This window comes from Micromonospora sp. NPDC005413 (genome assembly GCF_040606435.1).
In the GTDB taxonomy this organism is placed as follows: Bacteria; Actinomycetota; Actinomycetes; order Mycobacteriales; family Micromonosporaceae; genus Micromonospora.
Window position 1 is genome coordinate 51,009 of the sequence record NZ_JBEXEV010000024.1, and the last position, 21,238, is coordinate 72,246.

Sequence of the window (21,238 nt, forward strand, 5' to 3'; positions counted from 1 at the left end):
TCGCCGCCCGAAAGTCGGAGTCGGATGGGTTCGGTCCACCATCACGGCTGTGCGCCGCACAGTTCGCCTCGCGCCTGAGCCGGTACACCGATGGAGCACATGGCGTCCACGTAGCGCCGATACGCCTGTGCGGCCTCGCCGTGCCGCCCCGCAGCCGTCAGCGTTCCGATGAACTCGCCGTGCACGCCCTCGTCGTAGGGCTCCAGTTCGAGAGCGCGGCCGAGGTGGCGGATGGTCTCGTCGATCTCGCGGGCACCGTGTGCCAGCGAGGCCAGCGTGCGTATCACGCGCAGGTAGACCCGACGGGCCTCCTCGCGTGTCGGTCGGGACCAGTCGTCGTACGGCTCGTCCTCCAGGAAATCTCCCCGGTAGCGCTGTTCGGCGAGGAGGAGCGTGGCGCGCGCGTCATCGGTCTCACCGTGCTCGGCCAGCCGGAAGCCGTGTGCCGCTTCGGTGAGGAACTCCTCGACATCGAGCTCAAGGTGACCGACGTCGAGCGCCAGACTGGGGTGCGCGGCGATGATGAAGTGGTCGGTCGACGTACGGCGCTCCGGATCGAGCACTCCGCGGAGGGTGGACAGGGCCACGGACAACCGGTGACCGACCCGGTCCGGGTCCTGGGCGGGCCAGAGCATCTCGCCGAGTTGTTCCCGGGGGACCGCGCGACCACGCCGGGCGGCGAGGATCCGGAGCAGATCCCGTGCCTTACGTGACTGCCATGCCGTGGCCAGCACCTGCGAGCCTTCTACGAACACCTCGAAGCGTCCGAGGGTGCGGACGGTGACCTGTGCGACGCAGCGCGGGCCCTGCCGGCTGAGCGTCGGCGGTGGCACGCCGGCACCCGTCAGCCGCTCCGCGGCCAGTTGGGCGTTGACGCGCTCCTGCGGATCCGCGCCGGGCAGCCGGCTGAGCAGCACAACGAGTCGGTCCGCGGCCACGGCCGACCTGATGTCGCGCAGCGTCGCCGCTGCCTCCCGCCAGGCGTCGCGGGTGTCGTCGAAGTCGGTGGCGGCAGCCCCGCGAAGCTCCAACGCCTCGGCGAGCGCCGCACGGTCACGATGCAGCCGGGCGGCGGCGGACGCCGTCCGCGCCACCTCGGCGGCCCGCCTGTGGTCGCCGATCTGCAGTGCCACCCAGCCGAGCGCGAGCCGGGCGGTCGCCGAGTCCGGGCCGCGTTCCAGTTCGACGGCGCGTTGTGCCAGGGCGAACGCCGTGGCGCCGTCCTCGGCGGCCAGAACGCGGGCCAGTCCGGCGAGCGCGGGCACCTGGATCTGAAGATCGTTGACGGGTTCGCTGGCGCGCAGCGCCTCCTCGTACGCTGCGCGAGCCAGATTGGTGCGGCCCCGCAGCGCGTGGATATCGCCGATACCCACCAAGGGGTACGCCACCTTGCGGGACCCCATGCGCTGCAGGAGCGGTACGGCGCGTTCGTAACACGCGGTGGCCTCGGCGAGCTGACCGAGGCGGAAATAGGCCGAGCCCTCGTTGCAGAGCGCCAACGCGAGCATCGCGGCATGTCCGTTGGCCTGGGCCAACTCCACGGCGGGTCGCACCTCGGCCAGCGCTTCGAGGTATCGGCCCTCGCCCACCAGGGCGGACGCGCGGTTGGCGCGGATGCGGGTCACCTGGACGGTGTCGCGCGCCGCCTCGGCGGCCCGCAGGGCCTTCTCGTGATGCTCGTCGGCCGCCGGTCGATCACCGCGCAGCTTGGCGTCGAGGGCGAGCGCGGTGTGCGCGGCGGCGAGTGCGGCGTCACCCCCGACCGCTGTCGCTGCGGCGAAAGCCCGTTCGGCGTTGTCCCGGCACGCCTCGGCGTCCCCGGTCGTCCACTGTGCCGACGCGGTCCAGGCGAGCAGTCGGGCGTTGTCGATGGACGGGTAGGCGTCGAGCACACCGCGCTGGAGGACCTCCAGAGCGGACTGCGGCTCGCCGCGCAGATAGTGCACGAGGCCGTACCGCCAGGCGAGCCCCGCCGCGAGGGACTCCTGACGGTCGGCCAGCGCGGCGTACACGGCGAGTGCGGTGTCGAAGTCGCCGCGCATCTGTAGCGCCTCCCCGTACAGCAGCCGCAGGCCGTCGGTTCGGGCATGGTCGGGCAGGGACTGGAAGGCGTCGACGACGGCCTCGGCCCCGCCCGAGGCGAGCAGCTCCGCGCCGTGGTCGAGGAGGATCCGCGCCGCCGCCTCGGTGACGCCGGATTTCCCGTACGACCGAAGGGCCGGGCCGAGGAGCCCGTGCTCGACGTACCACGCCGCCGCTCTGGTGTGCAGGCGTTGTGCCGCCGCCGGGACCAACGGGAAACGCCGGCGGGCGACGCTGGCGACGACCGGCACCATCCGGTAGCCGTGCCCGCCCGTGGTCACCGGGACGAGAATGCCGGTGCGGACCAGTTGGTCCAGCCGGTGCCCCCCGTGTCGGTGCCCGAGGACACGGCACAGATCGGGGTGTAACGGGTCGAGGTGCGCCGCGTCCCGCAGCAGCCGGTGGACTTCGGGCGGCAGCTCCGCGAACACCTCCCGCACCAGAAAGGACTCCAGTGGTGTCCCCGGCTCGGCCGGGTTGTCCCAGTCCGTGCCGGTGGCAGCCGCCGTCCGCGCGGCCAGGCTTACCAGCGCCGGCCAGCCACCGGTCGCGGTGTGGATCCGGGTCGCCAGTGCCGGGTCGGTCAGGCCGTGGTCCGCGGCGAGTACGGACGCCACCTGGTCGGGCGAGAGCGTGAGATCCGTCGGACCGTGCACGGCGAGCAGCCCCGACTGCCGCCGGGAGAGCGTTGGCGGGTGGCGGGTCACCAGGACGACCCTGAGCTGCGGGGGAAGGCGTTCCAGCGTGTCCAGCAATGTTTGTAGCCGGCGGCGGGAGAGCCGCGGAACGTCGTCGAGGATGAGCCAGCTCGGTTCGTCGGCGGGCAGGTCCGTCGCGGACCGGGCGCCGAGGGTGGCAAGCCATTCCGGCCCGGCCGTCGCCAGCGCCGCGACGTCCGGCCCGTCGCACCAACGCACCGAGCGGTCGCCCAACCAGCCTCGCACGGCGAACGTCTTGCCGTACCCGGCGGCGGCGACCACGACGGTGCACCGCCGGCTCCAATCCCGATCCGCCGTGGCGTTCATCCGGTGCCTTCCAGTCGAAGCTGGTCCATGTTTCATTGGGCGCTGCGCTGGCGGCCGCGCGTACGCGAGCGTCGCCGTTACGACACCGAATCCCGGCGTATTTGACGCCACCTTGACGACGCTCTGAACCTCGCCTCGAAGGATGTCCCGGAGAAGGCACGCAGAGGCGCGAACCGTCCGGGTCCGCGTTTCGTGATCGATCGGATGAGGAGTTGTGATGGCACGAGTGCTGTCGGGACGCGCACTGCTCGCAGTGCTGGTCGTCCTGCCGCCGCTGACCGCGTGGAATGCCGCGCCGGTCAGCGCCGCCGGTGGGTCGAGTTCAGGGGTGTACGACGACGAGCCCGTCGACCGCGAGATCGAGTTGGCGCGGTTGGGCTACCAGAACGGTGTGCGGGTGGTGTTCTCCCGCGATGAGGAATCCGGCGACTGGGGCCTCCGTCAGGACGGAGAGATGGGCCGCAACGCGCCCCTGGCGTACGACGAGAAGCAGAGCATGCTGGCGACCTATCTGACCCTCACGCCCAGGTCCGTGCCCGTCCCGCGGGCGCTGCTGTCGGAACCGCCGGCCGGCACGCCGACCCCGCCGGAACTGGCCTACCGGACCATCGCCACGTCCCTGGTCGTCGCCGACGATCTCGCCGTGCCGACGGCGGGTGGAATGTCCACCGCAGCGGTGATGACGTGCTGGGACCTGTACTGGAACTCGTACAACTGGGCCGAGCTACCCGGATATCCGAATCCGGGTTCGGTGTGGCACCCGGCGAAGACCTACTACTCGTCCAGCTACGGCGGGATGAAGATGTACTCCTACAGCTACCTCGCCAACTGCGGCGGGTACGCGCGGCACCGGATCTACTACAAGTCGTTCGGTGACTACTACAAGCACCACGACTACGAGGTGGCGTCCTTCCACTGGCAGGCGGTCAAGAAGGGCTCGGTGCACCGCTACCGCAAGGTGGTCTACGACGGCGCGGCGGGGGACACCCGCAACGGCAAGTACACCGGCTAGCGACGTCGGTGGCGGCGGGCCTTTGCCGCGTCCGCCGTCATCCGGCCGGGCCGTGGGTGATCAGAGGCAAGGTCCTCGGTGGAAAGCTGTCGCGGCTGAGGAGTTGAGCGCACGGACGTGGTTCCGGATGACTCGGAGGCAGCGAGCCATATTCGTCGTCGGTGCCTGCATCGCGCTGGTAGGGCTGGTGCTTGCCTTGACGGTCAACACCGCGCTCGGGTCAATCATCATGGCGGTGTCAACGTTCACCATGATCGGTGCCCAGATATTCGCCCCGCCCGGGTAGCCACCCGCAACCCCAGATCTGTCCGGCGTGCGGCCCTCGACTCAACCCCGGACGCCCCCGGTCGCGTCTCACTCTGCGTCCGCACGTAGACGCGAGGTGGACGCGACCTGGAGGTGGCGTGAGTCGGCACGAGGACGACGAACAGTTCCGGCTGTTCGTCCAACGGCAGTGGGGATCACTGCTCCGAACGGCCTACCTGTTGACCGGTGACCGGGGGTCAGCCGAGGACCTGGCGCAGTCGGCGTTGGAGAAGACCCATCGGCGCTGGGGGCGGGTGCTGCGCAGGGACGCGCCGGAGGTCTACGTACGCCGGGCGATGGTCAACACGGCGATCTCCTGGCGGCGTCGGCGGCGGCCGTTGGAGGTGCCGCTGCTGACCTCCGACAGCCAGCCGACGCGGGACGCGTACGCGCAGGTGGAGGAGCGACAACTGCTCCTCGCCGCGTTGCGGCGGTTACCGCCCAGGACCCAGGCGGTGCTGGTGCTGCGCTACTTCGAGGATCTCAGCGAGGCGGACACTGCCAAGGTTCTCGGCTGCTCCGTCGGCTCGGTGAAGAGCCAGGCGTCGCGCGGGTTGGCCCGGCTGCGGAGCGAGTTCGTCCCACCCGCCGCTCAGTCCCCGGTACGGCTCGAGGAGGAACTGGCATGACCGAGAGCTTCGCGAATTCGACGCTCAGTCCCGCGCTGCGGCAGGCCGCGCACGGCGTCGACGTACCCGAGGACCCATGGCCCGGCTTCGCCCGCCGCGAGCGACGGCATCAGCGGACGCGGCGAATCCGAACGGCGCTGGCCGCCGCGGTCGGGGTCGCGCTCGTCGGAGTCCAGACCAACGTGGTTCCCCTGCCCGGATGGGCACCTGGCATCGCGGTCGCCGCCACCCCGACAGCGCTGCTCGACGCGTCACCGCGGGGCGCGCTGGCCGGGGATCAGGCCTGGCTGGACACGCTCCGGGCGCGGATCAGCACCGATCCGCCGGTGAGAATCGATGCCCCGTTGGGCGGCTGGAAGGTCGGCGATCGTGACCGGATCCGTCTGATCTACGGCAGTGACCAGCCGGGCCACCGGGTGGCGCTGGTCGCGGTGCCGTTGCGGTTCGGCCTGCTGACCAGGGAGGCACTGGTCTGGTACGTGGGTCCGGTCGGGGCCGCTGCCCAGCAGATGCGGTACGGCGGCCACAGCGAGGGTGACGACGACCCGGTGATGACGCTGATGCAGGCCTACCCTGACCGGTCCGGATTTGCGGTCGTCGTCGGTCCGGCCGAATCCACCGTGACGATCAGTGGCGACCCTCGGTACACGTCGAGGGGGACCCTGGAATACCAGAACATCGCCAGGGCGGACGGAGGAGGAGTCGGGTTCGCCGTCCTGCCTTCCGAACCCCTTTCGAGCGAACCCGTTGTCCGGGTCAGCCGCGGCGACCAGGTGTTTTTCCAGGGCGGTCTGGGCGGCGGCCCGTACGCCGCGGTCGACCCGGCCGGGCCGGAGATGGATGCCCTGCTCACCGCCGCCCGCCGACCGGCCCGAGGTACGCCGCTCGACGACGCCAACCTCCGCACCTTCGTCCAAACGGCACTCCTGAACAGCCATCTTCCGGCAGCCGGTACGACGGTACGGGTGCGGTGGTCGGGCAGCGAGCACGGCCAGGCCGCCGCGCTGCTCACCGTGCAGCCGACCGGCGGCGGAGTGATCGCCTACGCCATGCACGGCGACGAACGGACCGGATGGTGGACTGATCTGCGGCTGCTGCTGCCGGCCGAGGGCGCCGACCAGCGACCGATCGGCTGGCGGATCCGGGCCGACGACGGCACCCGGCCGCCCACGGGTCAGGTGCGGGTGATCGCCCCGCCGGACGCGGCCCGTGTCACGGTGACGGTCGGAGGCGCACCCCCGGCGACGGTCACCCTCGACGCGTCGAACGCCGGCACCACCCAGGTGCCGACGGGCCAGCCGGCCACCCTCACCGCGTACTCCACGGATGGCGGCGTCCTCGGAACCACACCGTTGCCGCCGGTCGAAACCGACACCGACGGAGGGGGACTGCCTGGCGACAGCCCAGCTACCCGGGTGACACCCTGACGCAGCGAAAGCGGGCCGAGTCGTCCGAGGACGGCTCGGCCACGCCGAGCAGTATTGGGGATGCGAGGCGGCCGACCAGCGAGTGTCAATGCCGATATGGCTGAGCTGCGGCGCCCTGGCCGGTACCACCCGCGCGTATCAGTCGGGCTTGGCCCATACCGCGTACCTGGACGCATACCTCGTCACGAAATAGCGGTGGCGATCTCTGTTCGGGTCGCGGTGATGCGGTGGCGGCGGACCGGGTACAGCACCGGGTGGGAGATGCCCCAGGCCGCGCCCTTGCAGACGGCCTCCTTGTAGCGGGCCGCCAGCTTCCCCGTGAGCAGGGACGGCTTGGCCCGGTCGTCGGCGGTCAGGTACTGGATGATGCCGTCGCGGCGGCCGAGGCTGATGCACTGGTTGTAGTAGCGCGGCGAAGTCTTGGGGATCTTCAGACCGGTCAGGCGCGCGGCGATGGCATCGGCGGCCTGCCAGGCCATCGGGACCCCAGAGGCGCAGGACATCCGCAGTGGCTTGCCGCCGGGCCCTTCGGCGAGTCCGGCGTCGCCCACCACGTACACGTCGGGGTGTGAGACCGAGCGCATGGTGGCGTCGACGATGATCTGCCCGGTCGCCGCGACGGCCAGGGTCGTGGCGGCGGCGATGGGGTGGACGGCGAAGCCGGTCGTCCATACGGTGACCTGAGCCGGGATCACCCGGGCGTCGGCGGTGACCGCTCCGGTCGCGTCGACCCGTGCGATGTCGGTGTGCTCGTGGACGGTGATGCCGAGCCGGTCGCAGACGCCGCGTAGGTGCTGCTGCGCCTTCTCGTTGAGCCAGTCACCGAGGCCACCGCGTGCGGCGAGCGCGACGTCGAGGTCCGGCCGGGCCTCCGCGATCTCGGTGACCGCTTCGAGGCCGGTGAGGCCGCCGCCGACGACGAGCACGGTCGCGCCGGCCGCGAGCTGGGCGAGGCGGTCGCGCAACCGCAGCGCCGAGGGCCGGCCGGCGATGTCGTACGCGTGCTCACCGACGCCGGGGACGCCGTGGTCCGCGGACGCACTGCCGAGGGCGTAGACGAGCGTGTCGTACGCGATCTGGTCGGTGCCGTGTTCGTCGAGGAGTGCCACGGTCCTGCGGTCGGCGTCGACGGCGGTGACCCGCGCAAGTCGCACCGTCACGCCGGTGCCCGCGTAGACGTCGCTCAGCGGGCGGCGCTTGAGGTCCTGCCCGGTGGCGACCTGGTGCATGCGGACCCGCTCGACGAAATCTGCGTCGGCGTTGACGACGGTGATCTCAGTGTCGCCGGGGTGCAGCCGCTTGGCGAGGCGCCCGGCGGCGATGGCTCCGGCGTATCCGGCCCCGAGGACGACGATGCGGTGCTTCATGGTGTCACTCCTGTCTCGGTGGTGGTCGCTTCCTGAACCGGACAGCGACGCGATTCCTGACAGGAGGCGGCTATGACCTGGGTCACCAGACGGGGAGGAGGGGCTCCCCATGTTCGGACGCGGCCCACTGGCGTGTGGCGCGTACGAGCTTGTCGGGGTTTACCTGGCTCTGGATGGCCGCGATACCCTCCGATGTCACCTCCAGGGATATGACGCCGAAGACCTGGCCGTCGATCACGACCACCACCGCAGGGCCGCCGTTGACGACTTCGGCGTAGAAGGCGGGGCTGCCGCCCGCCACGTTCCTCTTGGCGTCGGTGGGCTTGAACAGGCCTCGCAGGAACCTCGCCACCGCCAGCGCGCCGACGACCGGCGTGGTCCGAGCCGGGATCTTGCCCCCGCCGTCACCGGTGCTCGTCACGTCGTCGGTCAGCAGCTCGACCAGCCGCTGGATCTCGCCGTTGTTGGCCGCCGTGAGGAACTCCGCGACGATCTTCCGCGCTGCGGCCCCGTCGACCTCCGCGCGGGCCCGGTCGGTGGCGACATGCTGCTTGGCACGCCGGTAGGTCTGCTGGCAGCTCGACTCGGTGACGCCGAGGATCTCGGCGATCTCGCCGTGCGAGTAGCCGAAGGCCTCCCGCAGCACGTACACCACCCGCTCCTTGGCCGACAGCCGCTCCATGAGGGTGAGCACCGCTATCGAGACCGATTCGCGCTGCTCGACGGTGTCGACCGGGCCGAGCATCCGGTCTCCGGCGAGGATCGGCTCGGGCAGCCACGTGCCCACGTAGCTCTCGCGCCTGGCCCGCGCCGAGGTCAGCTGGTTGAGGCACAGGTTGGTGAGCACCTTCGTCAGCCACGCCTCGGGCGTCTCGACCCGCTCCCGGTCGGCGGCCTGCCAGCGCAGGAACGTGTCCTGGACGGCGTCCTCGGCGTCGCTCGCCGAGCCCAGCAGGCGATAGGCGATCGCCTCCAGACGAGCCCTGGCGTGCTGGAACAGCTCGACCTCGTTCGGACGGAGCGACATGGTTCGACAGTATCCACGCGTGTCGCACGCACCTACTTTTCATCAACTGATCACGTCAACACCGGTGTTTTTGTCGTCCGCGGGGGTCGGCAGGTCGGGTCTCCCCCTGCCCGGTACGCGACGCGGGCGGTAGAGCGTGGCGGCCACGGCCGTCAGACAGATCGCGACCGCGGCGAGGAGCGGCGGGCGGGCGCCGAGGTGGACGGCTGCGGAGCCGAGTGGGATCGCTGCGACGAGTGGCCCGAACATCGCGGTGTTGGCCGTCGCGGAGACCCGACCCAGCAGCGCTGACGGCGTGTGCGTCTGCACAGCGGTCACCGCCGCGACCAGGGTCCAGGGCAGGCCGACGCCCGCGACCACCGCGCCGATCACCGTGGCCGGCACCCACGGCACGCAACGTGCCAGGCAACCGACCGCGAACAGCACCGTCCCGGCGATGCCGACGGCAACGGGACCTCGTCGGGCGATGAACCGGCCGACGATCAGGCCACCGATGATGGAACCGGCGCCCTGCGCGCTGGCCAGCACACCGAGAAACGTCGTCGGTAGGCGCAGCTCCGAGATGACGATCGCGTAGATCGCCGCAGTCGTGAAGCCGGACATGGCAATCGACACGGCCGCGAGCACGACCGGCACGCCCGTCGCACGCTGTCCGAACAGGACGGACAATCCGGTACGCAGGCCGCCGCGCCGCTGCGTTGGCTGGTCGGGTGGCGTCCGGTGCAGACGTACCGCCGCGTACAGAATGGCGACCAGGACCGGCATGGCCGCGCTGAGTACGACGACCGCATGACCGCCGCGCCATGCGTAGAGGCCCGCCCCGGCCAGTGGAGCGACGAGCTTCATGCCCTCCTGCGCGCTTGAGCGCCACCCGTTGACGTCGCCGAGTTCCGTCGGCGACAGCGCGGACGGCAGCAGCGCCGTCTCGCCGGCGTCGATCAGCACATAGCTGACGCCGTAGGCGCACGAGACGACGAAGATGAGCCATGTCTGCCCTGGCCCCCGCACCGCGAGGAGTGCCAGCAGAGCGGCGGCCAACATGAGGTTGACGGCGGTGACCAGGGGGCGCCGGGGCGCCCGGTCGAGCAGGCCACCCAGCCACGGGCCGGCGAGGACCGGGGCGTACACGCAGAGCCCGGCGAGGGCCGCGAGACCGGTGGAGCCGGTGAGGTCCAGGATCCAGATGCCGGCCACCAGGGACATGGCGCTGCTGCCGAAGCCGGACAGCAGCGAGATCACCACGAACAGTCCCGCGTTGCGACGCATGACTCAGATCCTCAAGCTTGAGCCTGAGGCAGGCAATAGCGTCGGTGTTCGTCAATGATTCGTTGACAGGGCGGCGTCAATCTTGGCCTCGGCAGCCCGGACGGGTGCCGGCAGCCGCTCGCCCGCTTCGGCGAGGTCGGTGGCGAGATGCAGGGCCAACGCGTACAGCGAGCCCGGGGCGGCATCCAGGGCCGCGTCCACCGTGCTCCGCACGAGCGCCGCTCGACGAAAACGCGTGTCCCACCGCTGGTCTGCGGCGATCCAACGGCTGAGGTCGGCCACGGCGGTCCGCAGCGAAGCGATTCGCGGTGCGAAGCGGAGGTCCAGGTGCTGCCGCCGCGACCACCGCGCCGCCACCAGGCGCTGCCGGCGCTGCTCCGCGGCCTGCCGGCTGCCCAGGCCCAATGCTGTCGCTATCTGCGCCCACGTCGCGCCGTCGTGGCGCGCCCGGTCGATGAGCGCCAACTCCTGCTCGTCCAGGCGGGCACGGGTAGCGCGAACGTCCGCCAACTGAGCCAGCTCCGACGTCATGTGTCAACGTTACATTGACGTTACGCCTGTCTCACGGGGCTCCAGCGGGGCCGGCTCGCGCACCATGAACACGTCCACCGGGTCCTCGGTCTCCAGCGTGAATCCGTGCCGTTCGTACAGCCGTCGTGCCGGGCTGCCCTGCAACACGTTCAGCCGGACTCGGGTGCCGTCACGGTCGCACTGGGCCAACAGGCCGCGCAGCACTGCCGTACCGATGCCGCTGCCCTGCAGGTGCGGGGCCAGATAGAAGTGCTCCAGCCAGTGGGCGTCGCCGGCGGGCCGCAGCGCCACGCAGCCGACGAACGCGCCGCCCACCTCGACAACCCAGGTGTACGCCGGTGCGAAACCGTCCCGCAGGCGCTGCCGCACCCGCTGCTCGTCGTACCGCCCGAGCCGCTCCAGATCCGCCCGCAGCACCACAGCCCGCAACTCGGCCACCGCCTCGACGTCCACCGCCGAGGCCGGTCGAATCTCCCAGTCCGCCATGATCACCAAGCTATCGCTGCCAGGCGGTTCTACCGTTGGCGCAGCCCCGCGATGAGGAACCCGACCATGCGGCGCGCGTCATAGCGGGGGTCGCCAGCGCCGATGCAGAGGTTGCCGACGCCACGCAGCAACTCCAGGGCATTCACGTCGGGGCGGATCTCGCCCGCCGTGGCAGCGGCGTCGAGCAGTTGGGCGCACACGGGCACCAGGCGGTCCAGGAAGTAGGCGTGCAGGGTCGCGAAGGCGGCGTTGTCGGACTGTAGCGCCTCGGCGAGGCCGTGCTTCGTGACCAGGAAGTCGACGAAGAGGTTGATCCATTGGGCCAGGGCGGCGTGCGGTGTGCTGCTGGTGGCCAGCAGCGTCGGCCCGGCCTCCGCACACGCCTCGACCTGGTGTCGATAGACGGCGACGATGAGGTCGGCGCGCGTCGGGAAGTGGCGGTAGATCGTGCCGACACCGACGCCGGCCCTGGCCGCGATGTCGCGCACGGGCGCGTCGACGCCGGAGGTGACGAATGCCGCGGCGGCGGCGTTCAGCAGTGTCGCCTCGTTGCGCCGGGCGTCAGCTCGCTTCCGCGGGGCCGGTTGCCCTGATCCGCTGTCGATGTCGGCCACTGCGCCGTTACCTCCACCACTCCACTTGGCAAACGGAACAACGTTCCGTATGGTTCATAGCGGAACACGGTTCCACTTGCCCAGCATGCCAGAGCAGGTGGGCCAGAGCCAAGCCACGCTCCCGTCTCATGGAGGAACAGTCATGCAGTACCGCACCTTGGGCCGCACCGGTGTGCAGGTCAGCACCCTCGTACTGGGCGCGATGAACTTCGGCCAACTGGGACGAACCACCCAGGAAGAGGCGACAGCGATCGTCGACGCCGCGCTGGAGGGCGGGATCAACCTGATCGACACCGCCGACATGTACGGCCAGGGCGAGTCGGAAGAGTTGGTGGGCAAGGCCATCGCCGGCCGTCGCGACGACATCGTGCTGGCCACGAAGGCGGGCATGCCCATGGGTGACGAGCGCAATCATCGGGGCAGCTCGCGCCGTTGGCTGGTCACCGAATTGGACAACAGCCTGCGCCGCCTCGGCGTCGACCACGTCGACCTCTACCAGATCCACCGGTGGGACCCGACCACCAGCGACGAGGAGACGCTGTCGGCTCTGACCGATCTGCAGCGGGCGGGAAAGATCCGCTACTTCGGCTCCTCGACCTTCCCCGCGTACCGCCTGGTGCAGGCCGAATGGGCCGCGCGGGAAAATCACCTGAGCCGCTACGTCACGGAGCAACCCAGCTATTCGATCCTGCAGCGCGGGGTCGAGGCCCACGTCCTGCCCGTGACCGAGCAGTACGGGCTCGGCGTGCTCGCGTGGAGCCCGCTGGCCTCGGGCTGGCTGTCGGGCGCGGTCCGTGCGGGCCGGGACATCACCACCAGCCGCTCAGCGATCCTGCCCGAGCGCTTCGACATCAACATCCCAGCAAACCGGGCCAGGCTCGATGCTGTCGAGCAGCTGGCCACCGTCGCCGACGAGGCCGGCCTCACCATGATCCAGCTCGCGCTCGGGTTCGTCACCGCGCACCCCGCCGTGACCAGCGCGATCATCGGCCCCCGCACCATGGATCACCTGCACTCGCAGCTCGCCGCCGCGGACACCGTCCTCACCGCCGATGTGCTCGACGCGATCGACGCGATCGTCGCGCCCGGCATCGACCTTGCCGCACACGAGAAGTTCGACACCCCGCCCGCTCTGCTCGACGCGGCACAGCGACGTCGCTGATTCCGCGCTGCCCGAGTCGGCGGCGCTGGTCGCCTAGGATGGAGCTCATGAGCGCTGAGGCTGTTGGCATGCACATGCCCGCCGTTGTGACGCTCGACGACGTGGCGGCGATGAACGCTGCCGATCCGAACGGTCACCGCTACGAGACCAGCCCCGAGGGGGTCCTGTCGGTCATGCCGCCGCCCGATTCGGAACACGCCATGATCGCCAGTCGCCTCTTCGCCTGGTTGATCATGGCCGGATGGCCCGCCGAGCAGGTGCTCCAGGCAGCCGGTGTGCGCATCTCCGGACCGGACGGTGACGGTGGCCGCATTCCAGACCTCAGTGTGTGGCGTAAGCCGCCGACTCGCAGCGTCTGGGCAGCGGTCACCGACGTCGTACTCGTCGTGGAGATCGTCTCGCCAGGCTCAGAGGCGATGGACGCGGTGACCAAGGTCCGCGAGTACGCGTCGGCGGGGATACCGCAATACTGGGTGGTCGACCGGGACGGCGCCCAGACGGTCACCCTGCACCGGCTGAGCGGGGACGGCACCTACGAGGCGCGGGCACGGATGCCGCTGGCCTGGCTGCTCCAGACTGTCCCCGCCGACCATCTCGACTGAACGTCAGCGCCGACGGGTCTCTAGTGACAGGGCCTCTCGTATCGATCCGGCTCACCGCGCGGGCCAGGGCTGTGCGGGGCACCGGCTGCGAGTAACCACCGCGCCGCGCCACACCAGCGGCGGTGTCGCGATCCGGACTGGACGGTAAAGCCCCTGGTAGAGCACTGTTGGGGCAGGTGGAGGTAGACGGGTGGCGGGCCACATCCCAATCCTCCGGACCGGCGGGGACAACATCGTCCGCACCGGTGCCGCCCTCACCCAGCCCGGTCTCGACGCGGCGGCGGTCACGGCACAGAAGCCGTGCCGATCACGCGCACGACCGGCCGTGGCTGCCACCGACACCCCTGCGGGCGCCCGCAGCGGTGCTTCCGCCCACGGGGAAAGAGACGTCAGCACCGCCGACAGTCAGGCGATGCCGCCCACTGGCCGTGCCTGCCGTCCCCGTGCCCCGCCGGCCTTTCGCACTGTGGACCCCGCCGGGTCCGGCGTCGCTCAACCGCGCGCCGAGCCCTGGCGACCGAGCCAGAAAGGGCCCGACATGGCCGCTCCCACCGCGACCGCAGCCTTGAACGCATCCGTCTTCGCTCCGGGTGACCAGATGCTGCTGACCGTCACCTACTCAGACGCCGACACCAAACCGCTGACCGTCACCATCGTGGTCACCGACGCGCAGGGCAACAGCAGCGCGCCGGTCAAGGTCACCGCGGTCATCGACCCGCTCACCGTGACCGTCAGCGACAACTCCGGGCGTACCTGGACCCGGGTCTCCGACAGCGGCTCGGTGGCCGTGTATCGGTCGGTGGCGTGATGCCCCGGGTCACGGCCCAGGTCCGCGACGCCGCCGGAAACACCGCGACGGCCACCGCCGACTACAGCCTGAGCCAGCCGGTGCTCGGTGGCTACTACCTGTCCGGCGGCGCCGATCCGACCGCCGACATGGCCGGCGGCAGCTTCCGGTCGCTGACGCAGTACCGCAGCTTCGCCGACGGTTACACCTTTCCCGGTTACAACCGGCCCTGGCTGATCAACCTGGGTAAGGCCGGGGTGCAGATGAACATGGTTCTTGAGCTGAAGCACTACGGCGCCCCGAACGCGGGGCCGCAGACCTTCACCGTGGACGTCACCAATTACACCGTGCCGGCGCCGTCGATGACCATCCAGCAGCGACCCGGCACCACCTGGCCGAGGGCGTACGGGTACGGCCAGGTGCTCAAGGGTCAGTGCGACGGGCTGTTCCACCGCGCGCTGGCGCAGTACCGGACGCTCGGCTTCGGGGTGAACATCCAGCTCGCCTCGGAGTTGGACACCGACCACGAGTTCGGCACCACGGAGGACGGCAAGGCGTACACCTGGGCCGAGTCGGACGCTCGGGCGGTGCAGGCGATGAACTACATCCTCACGTGGTTCAAGGCCCGGACGGTGCCGGCCGGGACGACCTTCTCCGTGGGGCTGGGCGGCTTCGACCGGGCCTGCTTCCAGCGCACCCACCCGGAGTCGCTGATGTCCCGACTCGACTTCCTCCAGTGGAACGCGTACGCCACCAACGCCAGCCACACCGCGCTGGCCCGGTTTCGCCGCACCAAGGACTGGGCGGTGGCGGACCTTGGGCCGGTGGCGCTGTCCCGGCCCGTGATCATCGCGGAGTGGGGAGTCAGGTCGGCCGAAATTCCGAACCAGTCCGCCTGGATCGCCACCGTGCCGGCGGCGATCGCCCAGCTCAACGCCGAGGGTGGGCCGCGGATCGCCCGGACCAACTACTTCAACTCCGGGTGGGGCACCCTGACGCCGAAGGCGGACGGGTTGGCCGCGCTCCGCGCCGCGTACGCCAAGCGGCCCTACGTCTGATCGAGCCGCCAGCGCTCAGTACGCCAACTCGACCGAGCGGCCGAGCAGTTGAGCGGCGTTGTTGCCCAGCCAACCCTCGGCTGCCGCGGCGTGCTGGCTGAACGTGTGGATGTCCCGGAACCGGCGTTGCAGCGGCGCACCGTCCCGGGACGCCCCGCCGCCACCGGCCCGGTAGCAGGCGTCCACCGCCGCGGCGGTCCGCTCGGTCACCCAGGGCAGCGCGGCCGAGATCCGCGGGTGCAGCCGGGCCACCGCCGCCGGGTCGGTGGCGCAGGCGGCCCAGAGCTCGTCGGCCAAATCGCGCAGCAGCGCCCGCGCGGCCCGGACGTCGAGGTCGGCCCGGCCGAGCTGGATCCGGAAGGCCGGCGAGTCCGCCAGCGACTGGCGGGCGTAGAGCCGCTGCCGGCCGCCGGCCAACGACGCGACCATGTCGTCGAGTGCGCCCTGCGCGATGCCCACGGCCACCGCGCCGAGGTGCAGCACGAAGTGCACCATCGGCGCGACGAAGCCCGGCCCGGGTACGCAGGGCACTCCGGTGAACAGGTCGAGGCTGTCCTCGGCGGGGCAGAACGCCTCGGTCACCTCGACGTCGTGGCTGCCGGTGCCGCGCAGGCCCAACGCGTTCCAGGTGTCGTGCACGGTGACCCGGTCGGCCGGGAAGAGCATCGAGCGCAGCTGCGGCGGCTCCCCGGCCGGCGGCTGTCCGGCGTCGGTCAGCAGGCAGTTGCCGAAGATCCAGTCAGCGTGGCGGCTGCCGCTGGCGAACGCCCAGCGCCCGGTGACCCGGTAGCCACCGTCGGTCGGCTCGGCCCGACCCTGCGGGGCGAAGCCGCCGGCCACCACCACGTCCGGGCCCTCGGCATAGAACTTGTCGAACCGTTCCCGGGACAACATCGCCAGCAGGTGCGGGGTCTCGGCGCCGATCATCACGCTCCACCCGGTCGCCCCATCCGCCCGGGCCAGCGTCTCCAGCACCCGCAGCCCGGTGTGCAGGTCGGCCTCGTACCCGCCGTGGCTACGCGGCACGAACATCCGGAAGCAGCCGGCGGCGCGCAGCGCGTCGAGCAGGTCGGCGGGCAACTCCCGGGCCTGCTCAATCTCGCCGGCCCGCCGGGACAGCTCCGGGACCAGGTCCGCCACGGCCGCCGTCAGCCGGTCGCGGTGCTGATCATCCATCGTCTCCTCCTCGCGTCCGCCGAGCCGTCGGTCGCGGCAGGCTCCGTCCAGCGTGGACGTTCTGGGCGTGCGGGCGGTAGAGGCGTCGGCACCGGATGACCGGGACACCCGTTGCCCGTGACGGCCCGGTCGGGGGAGGTGCGCGGCACGTTCGCCGGTCAACGGGTGCGGCGGGTCAGCTCTCGCCGAGTCGTTCGGCGTACGCGTCGCGCAACTCGGGCCAGCCGAAGTCCCTGGCCTCGGCACCCCGGATCGGGCCGACCGGGTCGCCGTCGAGCAGCCGGTCGGCCACGTCGAGGCAGAGGTGCCAGCCGGCCGCGACCATCGGCAGCATGCCCCGGTCCGCGACCGTGTGCCGCAGGGTGAGTCGGGTGCCGGTGCCCAGCGGGCTCAGCTCCCAGCGCAGCAGGTCGTCGCCCCAGGTGTACTCCAGCACGTGCGGCGGCTCGGCACGCCGTACGCCCGCCGTGGTCGGCGTGGTGGTCTCGCCGTCGACCATGGTGAGCACCGCGGCACCGGCGGAGTCGAGGTTCCGGTCGGCGAGGAAGGGCGCCCACTCGGCGAGCCGGGTCGGGTCGGTCAGCGCCGCCCAGACGGTGGCCGGCGGATGCCGAAGGTCGCGGACGAAGACCAGGGTGACGCCGTCCTCGGCGGGCTCGGTGCGCACCTCGGCGGGTGGGCTGGGGCGGAACGCGTCGCGGTCCATTCACTGCTCCTGACTGTCGAGGTGCTGTTCCAGGGCGTCCAGATGTCGGTCCCACAGCCGGCGGTACGGGGCCAGCCACCCGTCGACCGCCCGCAGCGGGCCCGGGTTGAGGCGGTAGATCCGCTGCCGGGCGGCGATCCGGCAGGAGACGAAGCCGGCGTCGCGGAGCACCCGCAGGTGTTTGGAGACGGCCGGCTGGCTGACCCCGAGGTTGTCCACCAGTTGGCCGACGCTGTGCTCCGCGTCCCGGAGCTGGTCGAGGATCCGACGCCGGGTGGGCTCGGCGAGGACCGTGAAGGAGTCGAGGGACACGGAAGCCAATATGCCTCTCGGATCATATGTACGTCAAGGCATATGCGGCGGTGCGCTCGTCCCGGAGCGGCACCGGAGTCAGGTCCCTATGCTCGGATCATGGAACTGCGGATCTTCACCGAACCCCAGCAGGGTGCCACCTACGACCAGTTGCTCGCCGTCGCCCGCTGCGCCGAGGATGCCGGCTACGGCGCGTTCTTCCGGTCCGACCACTACCTGATGATGGGTGACGTGACCGGCGAGCCCGGCCCCACCGACGCGTGGACCACGTTGGCCGGCCTGGCCCGGGACACCAGCCGCATCCGGCTCGGCACGTTGATGACCGCCGCGACCTTCCGGCTGCCCGGCCCGCTGGCGATCACCGTGGCGCAGGTCGACCAGATGAGCGGCGGCCGGGTGGAGCTGGGCATCGGCACCGGTTGGTACGCCGAGGAGCACACCGCGTACGGCATCCCGTTCCCACCGCTGGCCGAGCGGTTCGACCGGCTGGAGGAGCAGCTCGCGGTCATCACCGGGCTCTGGTCCACGCCGCCGGGGGAGCGATTCGATCACGCCGGGCGGTACTACCCGGTCAGTGACTCGCCCGCACTGCCCAAGCCCGTGCAGCAGCCGCGCCCACCGATCCTGCTCGGCGGGACGGGCCCGAAGCGCACTCCCCGCCTGGCTGCCCGCTACGCCGACGAGTTCAACCTGCCGTTCGCCTCGGTGCCGGACACGGCGGCGCAGTTCGACCGGGTCCGCGCGGCCTGCGTCGAGATCGGCCGGGACCCGGCTGAGATGGTCTGGTCCAACGCCCTGGTGCTCTGCTGCGGGCGGGACGACGCCGAGGTGGCCCGCCGGGCCGCCGCCATCGGCCGTGAACCGGACGAGCTGCGGGCCAACGGTCTGGCCGGAACCCCTGGCGAGGTCCTGGACACCATCGGTCGGTACAGCGAGATCGGTAGTGAGCGGCTCTACCTCCAGGTGCTGGACCTCAGCGATCTGGAGCACCTTGAGCTGGTCGCCAACGAGGTGATGGCGAAGCTCTGAGCCGATTCGACCGACGGGGCGTGGTGCCGCCGGTCAGGCACTGCGGTGGGCGCCGGCACCCGTCCCGATCGCGTTCGGGTCGCGCAGCACGGTGTCCAGTCGCCCGTCCCCATCACTGTCCACATAGGTGATGTCCGGGATCCCGTCGCCGTCCACGTCGATCTGGACGACGTCGGCGACGCCGTCGCCGTCGAGGTCGGTGACCACCTCCACCGAGCCGTCCAGATGCCGGGTCACGATCGACTGTGCCCCGGCACCGGGCGCGCGCGGCGGCGGCCCGGGTGCCGGCACCGGCGTCGGGGCCGGCGCGGGTGCCGGTGTGGGTCGAGGGCCGGGCGTGGGCGCCGGGTGGCTCGGCAACCCGCCGGTCGGCGGGGCGCTGACCTGCTCGACCTCGGTGCCGGTGGGGTCCAGCTCCTCCTCGGAGGGGAAGACATCGCCCCGTAGGGCCGGATCACGGTAGCTGCTCATGAGCGTAGGGTTCCCCGACGATGACGAGAACAACCGTGCCCGATCGACCGGTGTCCTCGGTGCCCGGTTTGGCGGAAGATGCTGGGACCGACGCCACGGTCATGAACGGGGGTCCGAGCGTGGAATTACGCCGGAATCGGGGCGCCCTTGTGCTCGCTCTGGTCTGCGTACTCGGTGGGGTGGTGTTGCTGGCGTTGCCGCGCGACGGCGCCCTGCTACGGACGGTCATCGCGGTGGGCGCTGTTGCGCTCGGCGTGGTGGCGCTGGTCAGCGCGCTGCGACCGTTCCGGTTCGGGATTGGCGCGGAGGGGCTCACCATCCGACGGCCCGGCCTGCGCCGGGTGATCCGGTGGGCCGAGGTCGACGCGCTGGTCCTCGACGAGCCACCCCGGCGCGACGGCCGTCCGGAGCCGCCGAGGCTGCTGCTGGTGCCTGTGCCGGGTGTGACGGTTGAGCCGGTGACCGCCCGCCATCCGATCGACGGCCGCCCCGCCATCGAGTTGCTCGTCCTCGACCAGGTCCGCGAGCGGCCCGAGCAGGTGTCCGCCGCGCTCACCCGCTACGCCGGCGATCGTTTCGTCGACCTGCCCGCTCTGCGCGGCGCCGCCTTCGCCGACCCGGACCTTCCCGCCAGCCTGCGCGGCTACCAGATGAACCGGGTCGACCAGCTGATCCGGCGTGGCCAGGACGCCCTGGTGTCCGGGGACGCGCCGACCCGGCAGGCGGCCCGGGGGGAGATCGAACGCGCCTGCGCGGCCGGCCTGCCGGTCGCTCAGCGTGGATATGGCGGCCTCCAGACGGATACGGTTCTGGACGCCCTCGTCGCCGCGTTGGCCGACCACCAGTCCACCGATCGGGAGATCGCCACATGATCCCGCAGGGACAGAGCGACCCAGCGGCCGACGTGCCGCGCCACAACTGGGCCCGCAACGTGCGATACGCGGCGCGCGCGTTCCACCGACCCAACTCCGTCGACGAGCTGCGCCGGCTGGTCGGCGGCAGCACCCGGATCCGGGCGGTGGGCAGCGGGCACTCCTTCAACCGCTTCGGCGACACCGCAGGCGACCTGGTCACCCTCGCCGGGCTGCCCCCGGTGGTCGATGTGGATCCCGAGCGTGGGCAGGTCACGGTGGCCGGCGCGATGCGTTACGGCGACGTCGCCCAGCAACTGCACACCCAGGGGTACGCGCTGGCCAACCTCGCCTCGCTGCCGCACATCTCGGTGGCCGGCGCGGTGGCCACCGCCACCCACGGCTCCGGTCAGACCCACGGCAACCTGGCCACCTCCGTCGCCGCCCTGGAGCTGGTCACCGCCGACGGCGACCTGCTGCACGTGGACCGCGACGACGACGCGTTCACTGGCATGGTGGTCGGGCTCGGCGCACTCGGCCTGGTCACCCGGGTCACCCTGGACGTGGTGCCGGCGTTCGAGCTGAGCCAGTACGTGCGGCTCGACCTGCCCCACGAGGCCTTGGACGAGGCGCTCGGCTCGGCGTACAGCGTGAGTGTCTTCACCGACTGGCGTACGCCCCGGCTGCGTGAGGTGTGGCGCAAGCAGGTGGCGGACCAGCCACCGCCCCCGGCAGACTGGCTCGGCACCACGGCCGCCGACGAGCCACGGCACCCGGTGCTCGGGATGCCGGCGGAGAACTGCACCCCGCAGCTCGGCGAGCCGGGCCCGTGGCACGAGCGGCTGCCGCACTTCAAGCTCGGCTTCACTCCGAGCAGCGGCGACGAGCTGCAGTCCGAATACCACGTGCCGCGGACGGCGGCGGCCGACGCGCTCGCCGCGCTGGACGATGTGGCGCACCTGATCGCCCCGGTGCTGCAGGTGTCCGAGCTGCGCACGGTGGCGGCGGACGAGCTGTGGCTCAGCCCGAACCACCGGCGGGACAGCTTCGTGCTGCACTTCACCTGGACCGACGACACCGCAGCCGTGCTGCCGGTCGTGGCCGCGGTGGAGGAGCGACTGGCACCGTTCGCGCCCCGCCCACACTGGGGCAAGGTCTTCGTCACCGACCCGGCTGAGCTGGCCGCCCGCTACCCGCGTTACGCCGACTTCGCCGCCCTCCTGACCAACCTGGACCCGAAGGGCAAGTTCGGAACCGACCTGCTGGACCGCTACTTCCCCCGCTGACCCCCCGGTTGACCTCCCCGTTGATC

General features: G+C 71.2%; 21 protein-coding genes. 10 read left to right on the plus strand and 11 right to left on the minus strand.

What is annotated here, in order from left to right:
* Positions 1-41: 41 nt before the first annotated feature.
* A complete protein-coding gene (locus ABZS37_RS22735) occupies positions 42-3,107 on the minus strand; it encodes a BTAD domain-containing putative transcriptional regulator (protein ID WP_355171889.1) in 3,066 nt (1,021 codons plus the stop codon).
* A gap of 217 nt (positions 3,108-3,324) precedes the next feature.
* On the opposite strand from ABZS37_RS22735, the gene ABZS37_RS22740 reads away from it, so the two are divergent.
* The 3 genes from ABZS37_RS22740 (at position 3,325) to ABZS37_RS22750 (ending at position 6,481) form a co-directional block, all read left to right on the plus strand.
* Positions 3,325-4,119: a hypothetical protein gene (locus tag ABZS37_RS22740; protein WP_355171891.1), complete on the plus strand. Its 795-nt coding sequence runs from the start codon at positions 3,325-3,327 to the stop codon at positions 4,117-4,119.
* 404 nt (positions 4,120-4,523) lie between these two features.
* On the plus strand, positions 4,524-5,054 hold the full coding sequence (locus ABZS37_RS22745; protein ID WP_355171893.1) for a SigE family RNA polymerase sigma factor: 531 nt from the start codon (positions 4,524-4,526) through the stop codon (positions 5,052-5,054).
* Entirely contained in the window at positions 5,051-6,481 is a 1,431-nt protein-coding gene (locus ABZS37_RS22750) for a hypothetical protein (protein ID WP_355171895.1), read from the plus strand. Before ABZS37_RS22745 ends, ABZS37_RS22750 begins: the two co-directional genes overlap by 4 nt.
* Positions 6,482-6,663: 182 nt before the next feature.
* Here the strand turns inward: ABZS37_RS22750 and ABZS37_RS22755 are convergent, their stop codons facing one another.
* The 6 genes from ABZS37_RS22755 to ABZS37_RS22780 all read right to left on the minus strand — a co-directional run bounded on the left by ABZS37_RS22755 (position 6,664) and on the right by ABZS37_RS22780 (position 11,772).
* Positions 6,664-7,848 carry an FAD-dependent oxidoreductase gene (locus tag ABZS37_RS22755; protein WP_355171897.1) on the minus strand — a complete coding sequence of 395 codons (1,185 nt, stop codon included), beginning with the start codon at positions 7,846-7,848 and terminating at the stop codon, positions 6,664-6,666.
* An 82-nt stretch (positions 7,849-7,930) separates the two neighbouring features.
* Complete coding sequence (locus ABZS37_RS22760; protein ID WP_355171899.1) at positions 7,931-8,875, minus strand: RNA polymerase sigma-70 factor; 945 nt, start codon at positions 8,873-8,875, stop codon at positions 7,931-7,933.
* A 42-nt stretch (positions 8,876-8,917) separates the two neighbouring features.
* Positions 8,918-10,141, minus strand: coding sequence for an MFS transporter (locus ABZS37_RS22765; RefSeq protein WP_355171901.1), 1,224 nt, complete (start codon positions 10,139-10,141; stop codon positions 8,918-8,920).
* A 51-nt stretch (positions 10,142-10,192) separates the two neighbouring features.
* Complete coding sequence (locus ABZS37_RS22770; protein WP_355171903.1) at positions 10,193-10,672, minus strand: hypothetical protein; 480 nt, start codon at positions 10,670-10,672, stop codon at positions 10,193-10,195.
* 9 nt (positions 10,673-10,681) lie between these two features.
* Positions 10,682-11,158: a GNAT family N-acetyltransferase gene (locus ABZS37_RS22775; RefSeq protein WP_355171905.1), complete on the minus strand. Its 477-nt coding sequence runs from the start codon at positions 11,156-11,158 to the stop codon at positions 10,682-10,684.
* A 29-nt stretch (positions 11,159-11,187) separates the two neighbouring features.
* Positions 11,188-11,772, minus strand: a complete 585-nt coding sequence (locus ABZS37_RS22780; RefSeq protein ID WP_355171907.1) for a TetR/AcrR family transcriptional regulator — start codon at positions 11,770-11,772, stop codon at positions 11,188-11,190.
* A 142-nt stretch (positions 11,773-11,914) separates the two neighbouring features.
* Between ABZS37_RS22780 and ABZS37_RS22785 the strand changes: the two genes are divergently transcribed.
* From ABZS37_RS22785 to ABZS37_RS22800, 4 genes are all read left to right on the plus strand, one after another.
* Positions 11,915-12,934, plus strand: a complete 1,020-nt coding sequence (locus tag ABZS37_RS22785) for an aldo/keto reductase (protein WP_355171909.1) — start codon at positions 11,915-11,917, stop codon at positions 12,932-12,934.
* Positions 12,935-12,981: 47 nt separating this feature from the next.
* Entirely contained in the window at positions 12,982-13,536 is a 555-nt protein-coding gene (locus ABZS37_RS22790) for a Uma2 family endonuclease (RefSeq protein WP_355171911.1), read from the plus strand.
* Between the two features lie 538 nt (positions 13,537-14,074).
* Complete coding sequence (locus ABZS37_RS22795; protein WP_355171913.1) at positions 14,075-14,344, plus strand: hypothetical protein; 270 nt, start codon at positions 14,075-14,077, stop codon at positions 14,342-14,344.
* The gene (locus ABZS37_RS22800; protein WP_355171915.1) at positions 14,344-15,381 is read left to right on the plus strand and encodes a hypothetical protein; all 1,038 of its coding nucleotides are present in this window, start codon (positions 14,344-14,346) and stop codon (positions 15,379-15,381) included. The genes ABZS37_RS22795 and ABZS37_RS22800 overlap by 1 nt, the downstream gene beginning before the upstream one ends.
* A gap of 15 nt (positions 15,382-15,396) precedes the next feature.
* Here ABZS37_RS22800 and ABZS37_RS22805 read toward each other — a convergent pair whose 3' ends face one another.
* The 3 genes from ABZS37_RS22805 to ABZS37_RS22815 form a co-directional block, all read right to left on the minus strand.
* The gene (locus ABZS37_RS22805; protein WP_355171917.1) at positions 15,397-16,557 is read right to left on the minus strand and encodes an acyl-CoA dehydrogenase family protein; all 1,161 of its coding nucleotides are present in this window, start codon (positions 16,555-16,557) and stop codon (positions 15,397-15,399) included.
* A gap of 175 nt (positions 16,558-16,732) precedes the next feature.
* A complete protein-coding gene (locus ABZS37_RS22810; RefSeq protein WP_355171919.1) occupies positions 16,733-17,263 on the minus strand; it encodes an SRPBCC family protein in 531 nt (176 codons plus the stop codon).
* The gene (locus ABZS37_RS22815) at positions 17,264-17,575 is read right to left on the minus strand and encodes a metalloregulator ArsR/SmtB family transcription factor (RefSeq protein ID WP_355171921.1); all 312 of its coding nucleotides are present in this window, start codon (positions 17,573-17,575) and stop codon (positions 17,264-17,266) included. It lies immediately after the preceding gene.
* A 99-nt stretch (positions 17,576-17,674) separates the two neighbouring features.
* Between ABZS37_RS22815 and ABZS37_RS22820 the strand changes: the two genes are divergently transcribed.
* Positions 17,675-18,604 (plus strand): LLM class F420-dependent oxidoreductase, encoded by a 930-nt coding sequence (locus tag ABZS37_RS22820; protein ID WP_355171923.1) that lies wholly within the window; start codon positions 17,675-17,677, stop codon positions 18,602-18,604.
* A 33-nt stretch (positions 18,605-18,637) separates the two neighbouring features.
* Here ABZS37_RS22820 and ABZS37_RS22825 read toward each other — a convergent pair whose 3' ends face one another.
* A complete protein-coding gene (locus ABZS37_RS22825) occupies positions 18,638-19,075 on the minus strand; it encodes a hypothetical protein (RefSeq protein ID WP_355171925.1) in 438 nt (145 codons plus the stop codon).
* 119 nt (positions 19,076-19,194) lie between these two features.
* Here ABZS37_RS22825 and ABZS37_RS22830 point away from each other — a divergent pair, with 119 nt between their 5' ends.
* Both ABZS37_RS22830 and ABZS37_RS22835 read left to right on the plus strand, forming a co-directional pair.
* Complete coding sequence (locus ABZS37_RS22830) at positions 19,195-19,947, plus strand: hypothetical protein (protein WP_355171927.1); 753 nt, start codon at positions 19,195-19,197, stop codon at positions 19,945-19,947.
* Positions 19,944-21,212 (plus strand): FAD-binding protein, encoded by a 1,269-nt coding sequence (locus ABZS37_RS22835; protein ID WP_355171929.1) that lies wholly within the window; start codon positions 19,944-19,946, stop codon positions 21,210-21,212. Before ABZS37_RS22830 ends, ABZS37_RS22835 begins: the two co-directional genes overlap by 4 nt.
* Positions 21,213-21,238 lie beyond the last annotated feature (26 nt).

Coding starts and splice junctions, on each gene's coding strand:
- ABZS37_RS22735 (WP_355171889.1), bottom strand. CDS start 3,107: ATGAACGCCACGGCGGATCGGGATTGGAGCCGGCGGTGCACCGTCGTG.
- ABZS37_RS22740 (WP_355171891.1), top strand. CDS start 3,325: ATGGCACGAGTGCTGTCGGGACGCGCACTGCTCGCAGTGCTGGTCGTC.
- ABZS37_RS22750 (WP_355171895.1), top strand. CDS start 5,051: ATGACCGAGAGCTTCGCGAATTCGACGCTCAGTCCCGCGCTGCGGCAG.
- ABZS37_RS22755 (WP_355171897.1), bottom strand. CDS start 7,848: ATGAAGCACCGCATCGTCGTCCTCGGGGCCGGATACGCCGGAGCCATC.
- ABZS37_RS22760 (WP_355171899.1), bottom strand. CDS start 8,875: ATGTCGCTCCGTCCGAACGAGGTCGAGCTGTTCCAGCACGCCAGGGCT.
- ABZS37_RS22765 (WP_355171901.1), bottom strand. CDS start 10,141: ATGCGTCGCAACGCGGGACTGTTCGTGGTGATCTCGCTGCTGTCCGGC.
- ABZS37_RS22770 (WP_355171903.1), bottom strand. CDS start 10,672: ATGACGTCGGAGCTGGCTCAGTTGGCGGACGTTCGCGCTACCCGTGCC.
- ABZS37_RS22775 (WP_355171905.1), bottom strand. CDS start 11,158: ATGGCGGACTGGGAGATTCGACCGGCCTCGGCGGTGGACGTCGAGGCG.
- ABZS37_RS22785 (WP_355171909.1), top strand. CDS start 11,915: ATGCAGTACCGCACCTTGGGCCGCACCGGTGTGCAGGTCAGCACCCTC.
- ABZS37_RS22790 (WP_355171911.1), top strand. CDS start 12,982: ATGAGCGCTGAGGCTGTTGGCATGCACATGCCCGCCGTTGTGACGCTC.
- ABZS37_RS22795 (WP_355171913.1), top strand. CDS start 14,075: ATGGCCGCTCCCACCGCGACCGCAGCCTTGAACGCATCCGTCTTCGCT.
- ABZS37_RS22800 (WP_355171915.1), top strand. CDS start 14,344: ATGCCCCGGGTCACGGCCCAGGTCCGCGACGCCGCCGGAAACACCGCG.
- ABZS37_RS22805 (WP_355171917.1), bottom strand. CDS start 16,557: ATGGATGATCAGCACCGCGACCGGCTGACGGCGGCCGTGGCGGACCTG.
- ABZS37_RS22810 (WP_355171919.1), bottom strand. CDS start 17,263: ATGGACCGCGACGCGTTCCGCCCCAGCCCACCCGCCGAGGTGCGCACC.
- ABZS37_RS22820 (WP_355171923.1), top strand. CDS start 17,675: ATGGAACTGCGGATCTTCACCGAACCCCAGCAGGGTGCCACCTACGAC.
- ABZS37_RS22825 (WP_355171925.1), bottom strand. CDS start 19,075: ATGAGCAGCTACCGTGATCCGGCCCTACGGGGCGATGTCTTCCCCTCC.
- ABZS37_RS22835 (WP_355171929.1), top strand. CDS start 19,944: ATGATCCCGCAGGGACAGAGCGACCCAGCGGCCGACGTGCCGCGCCAC.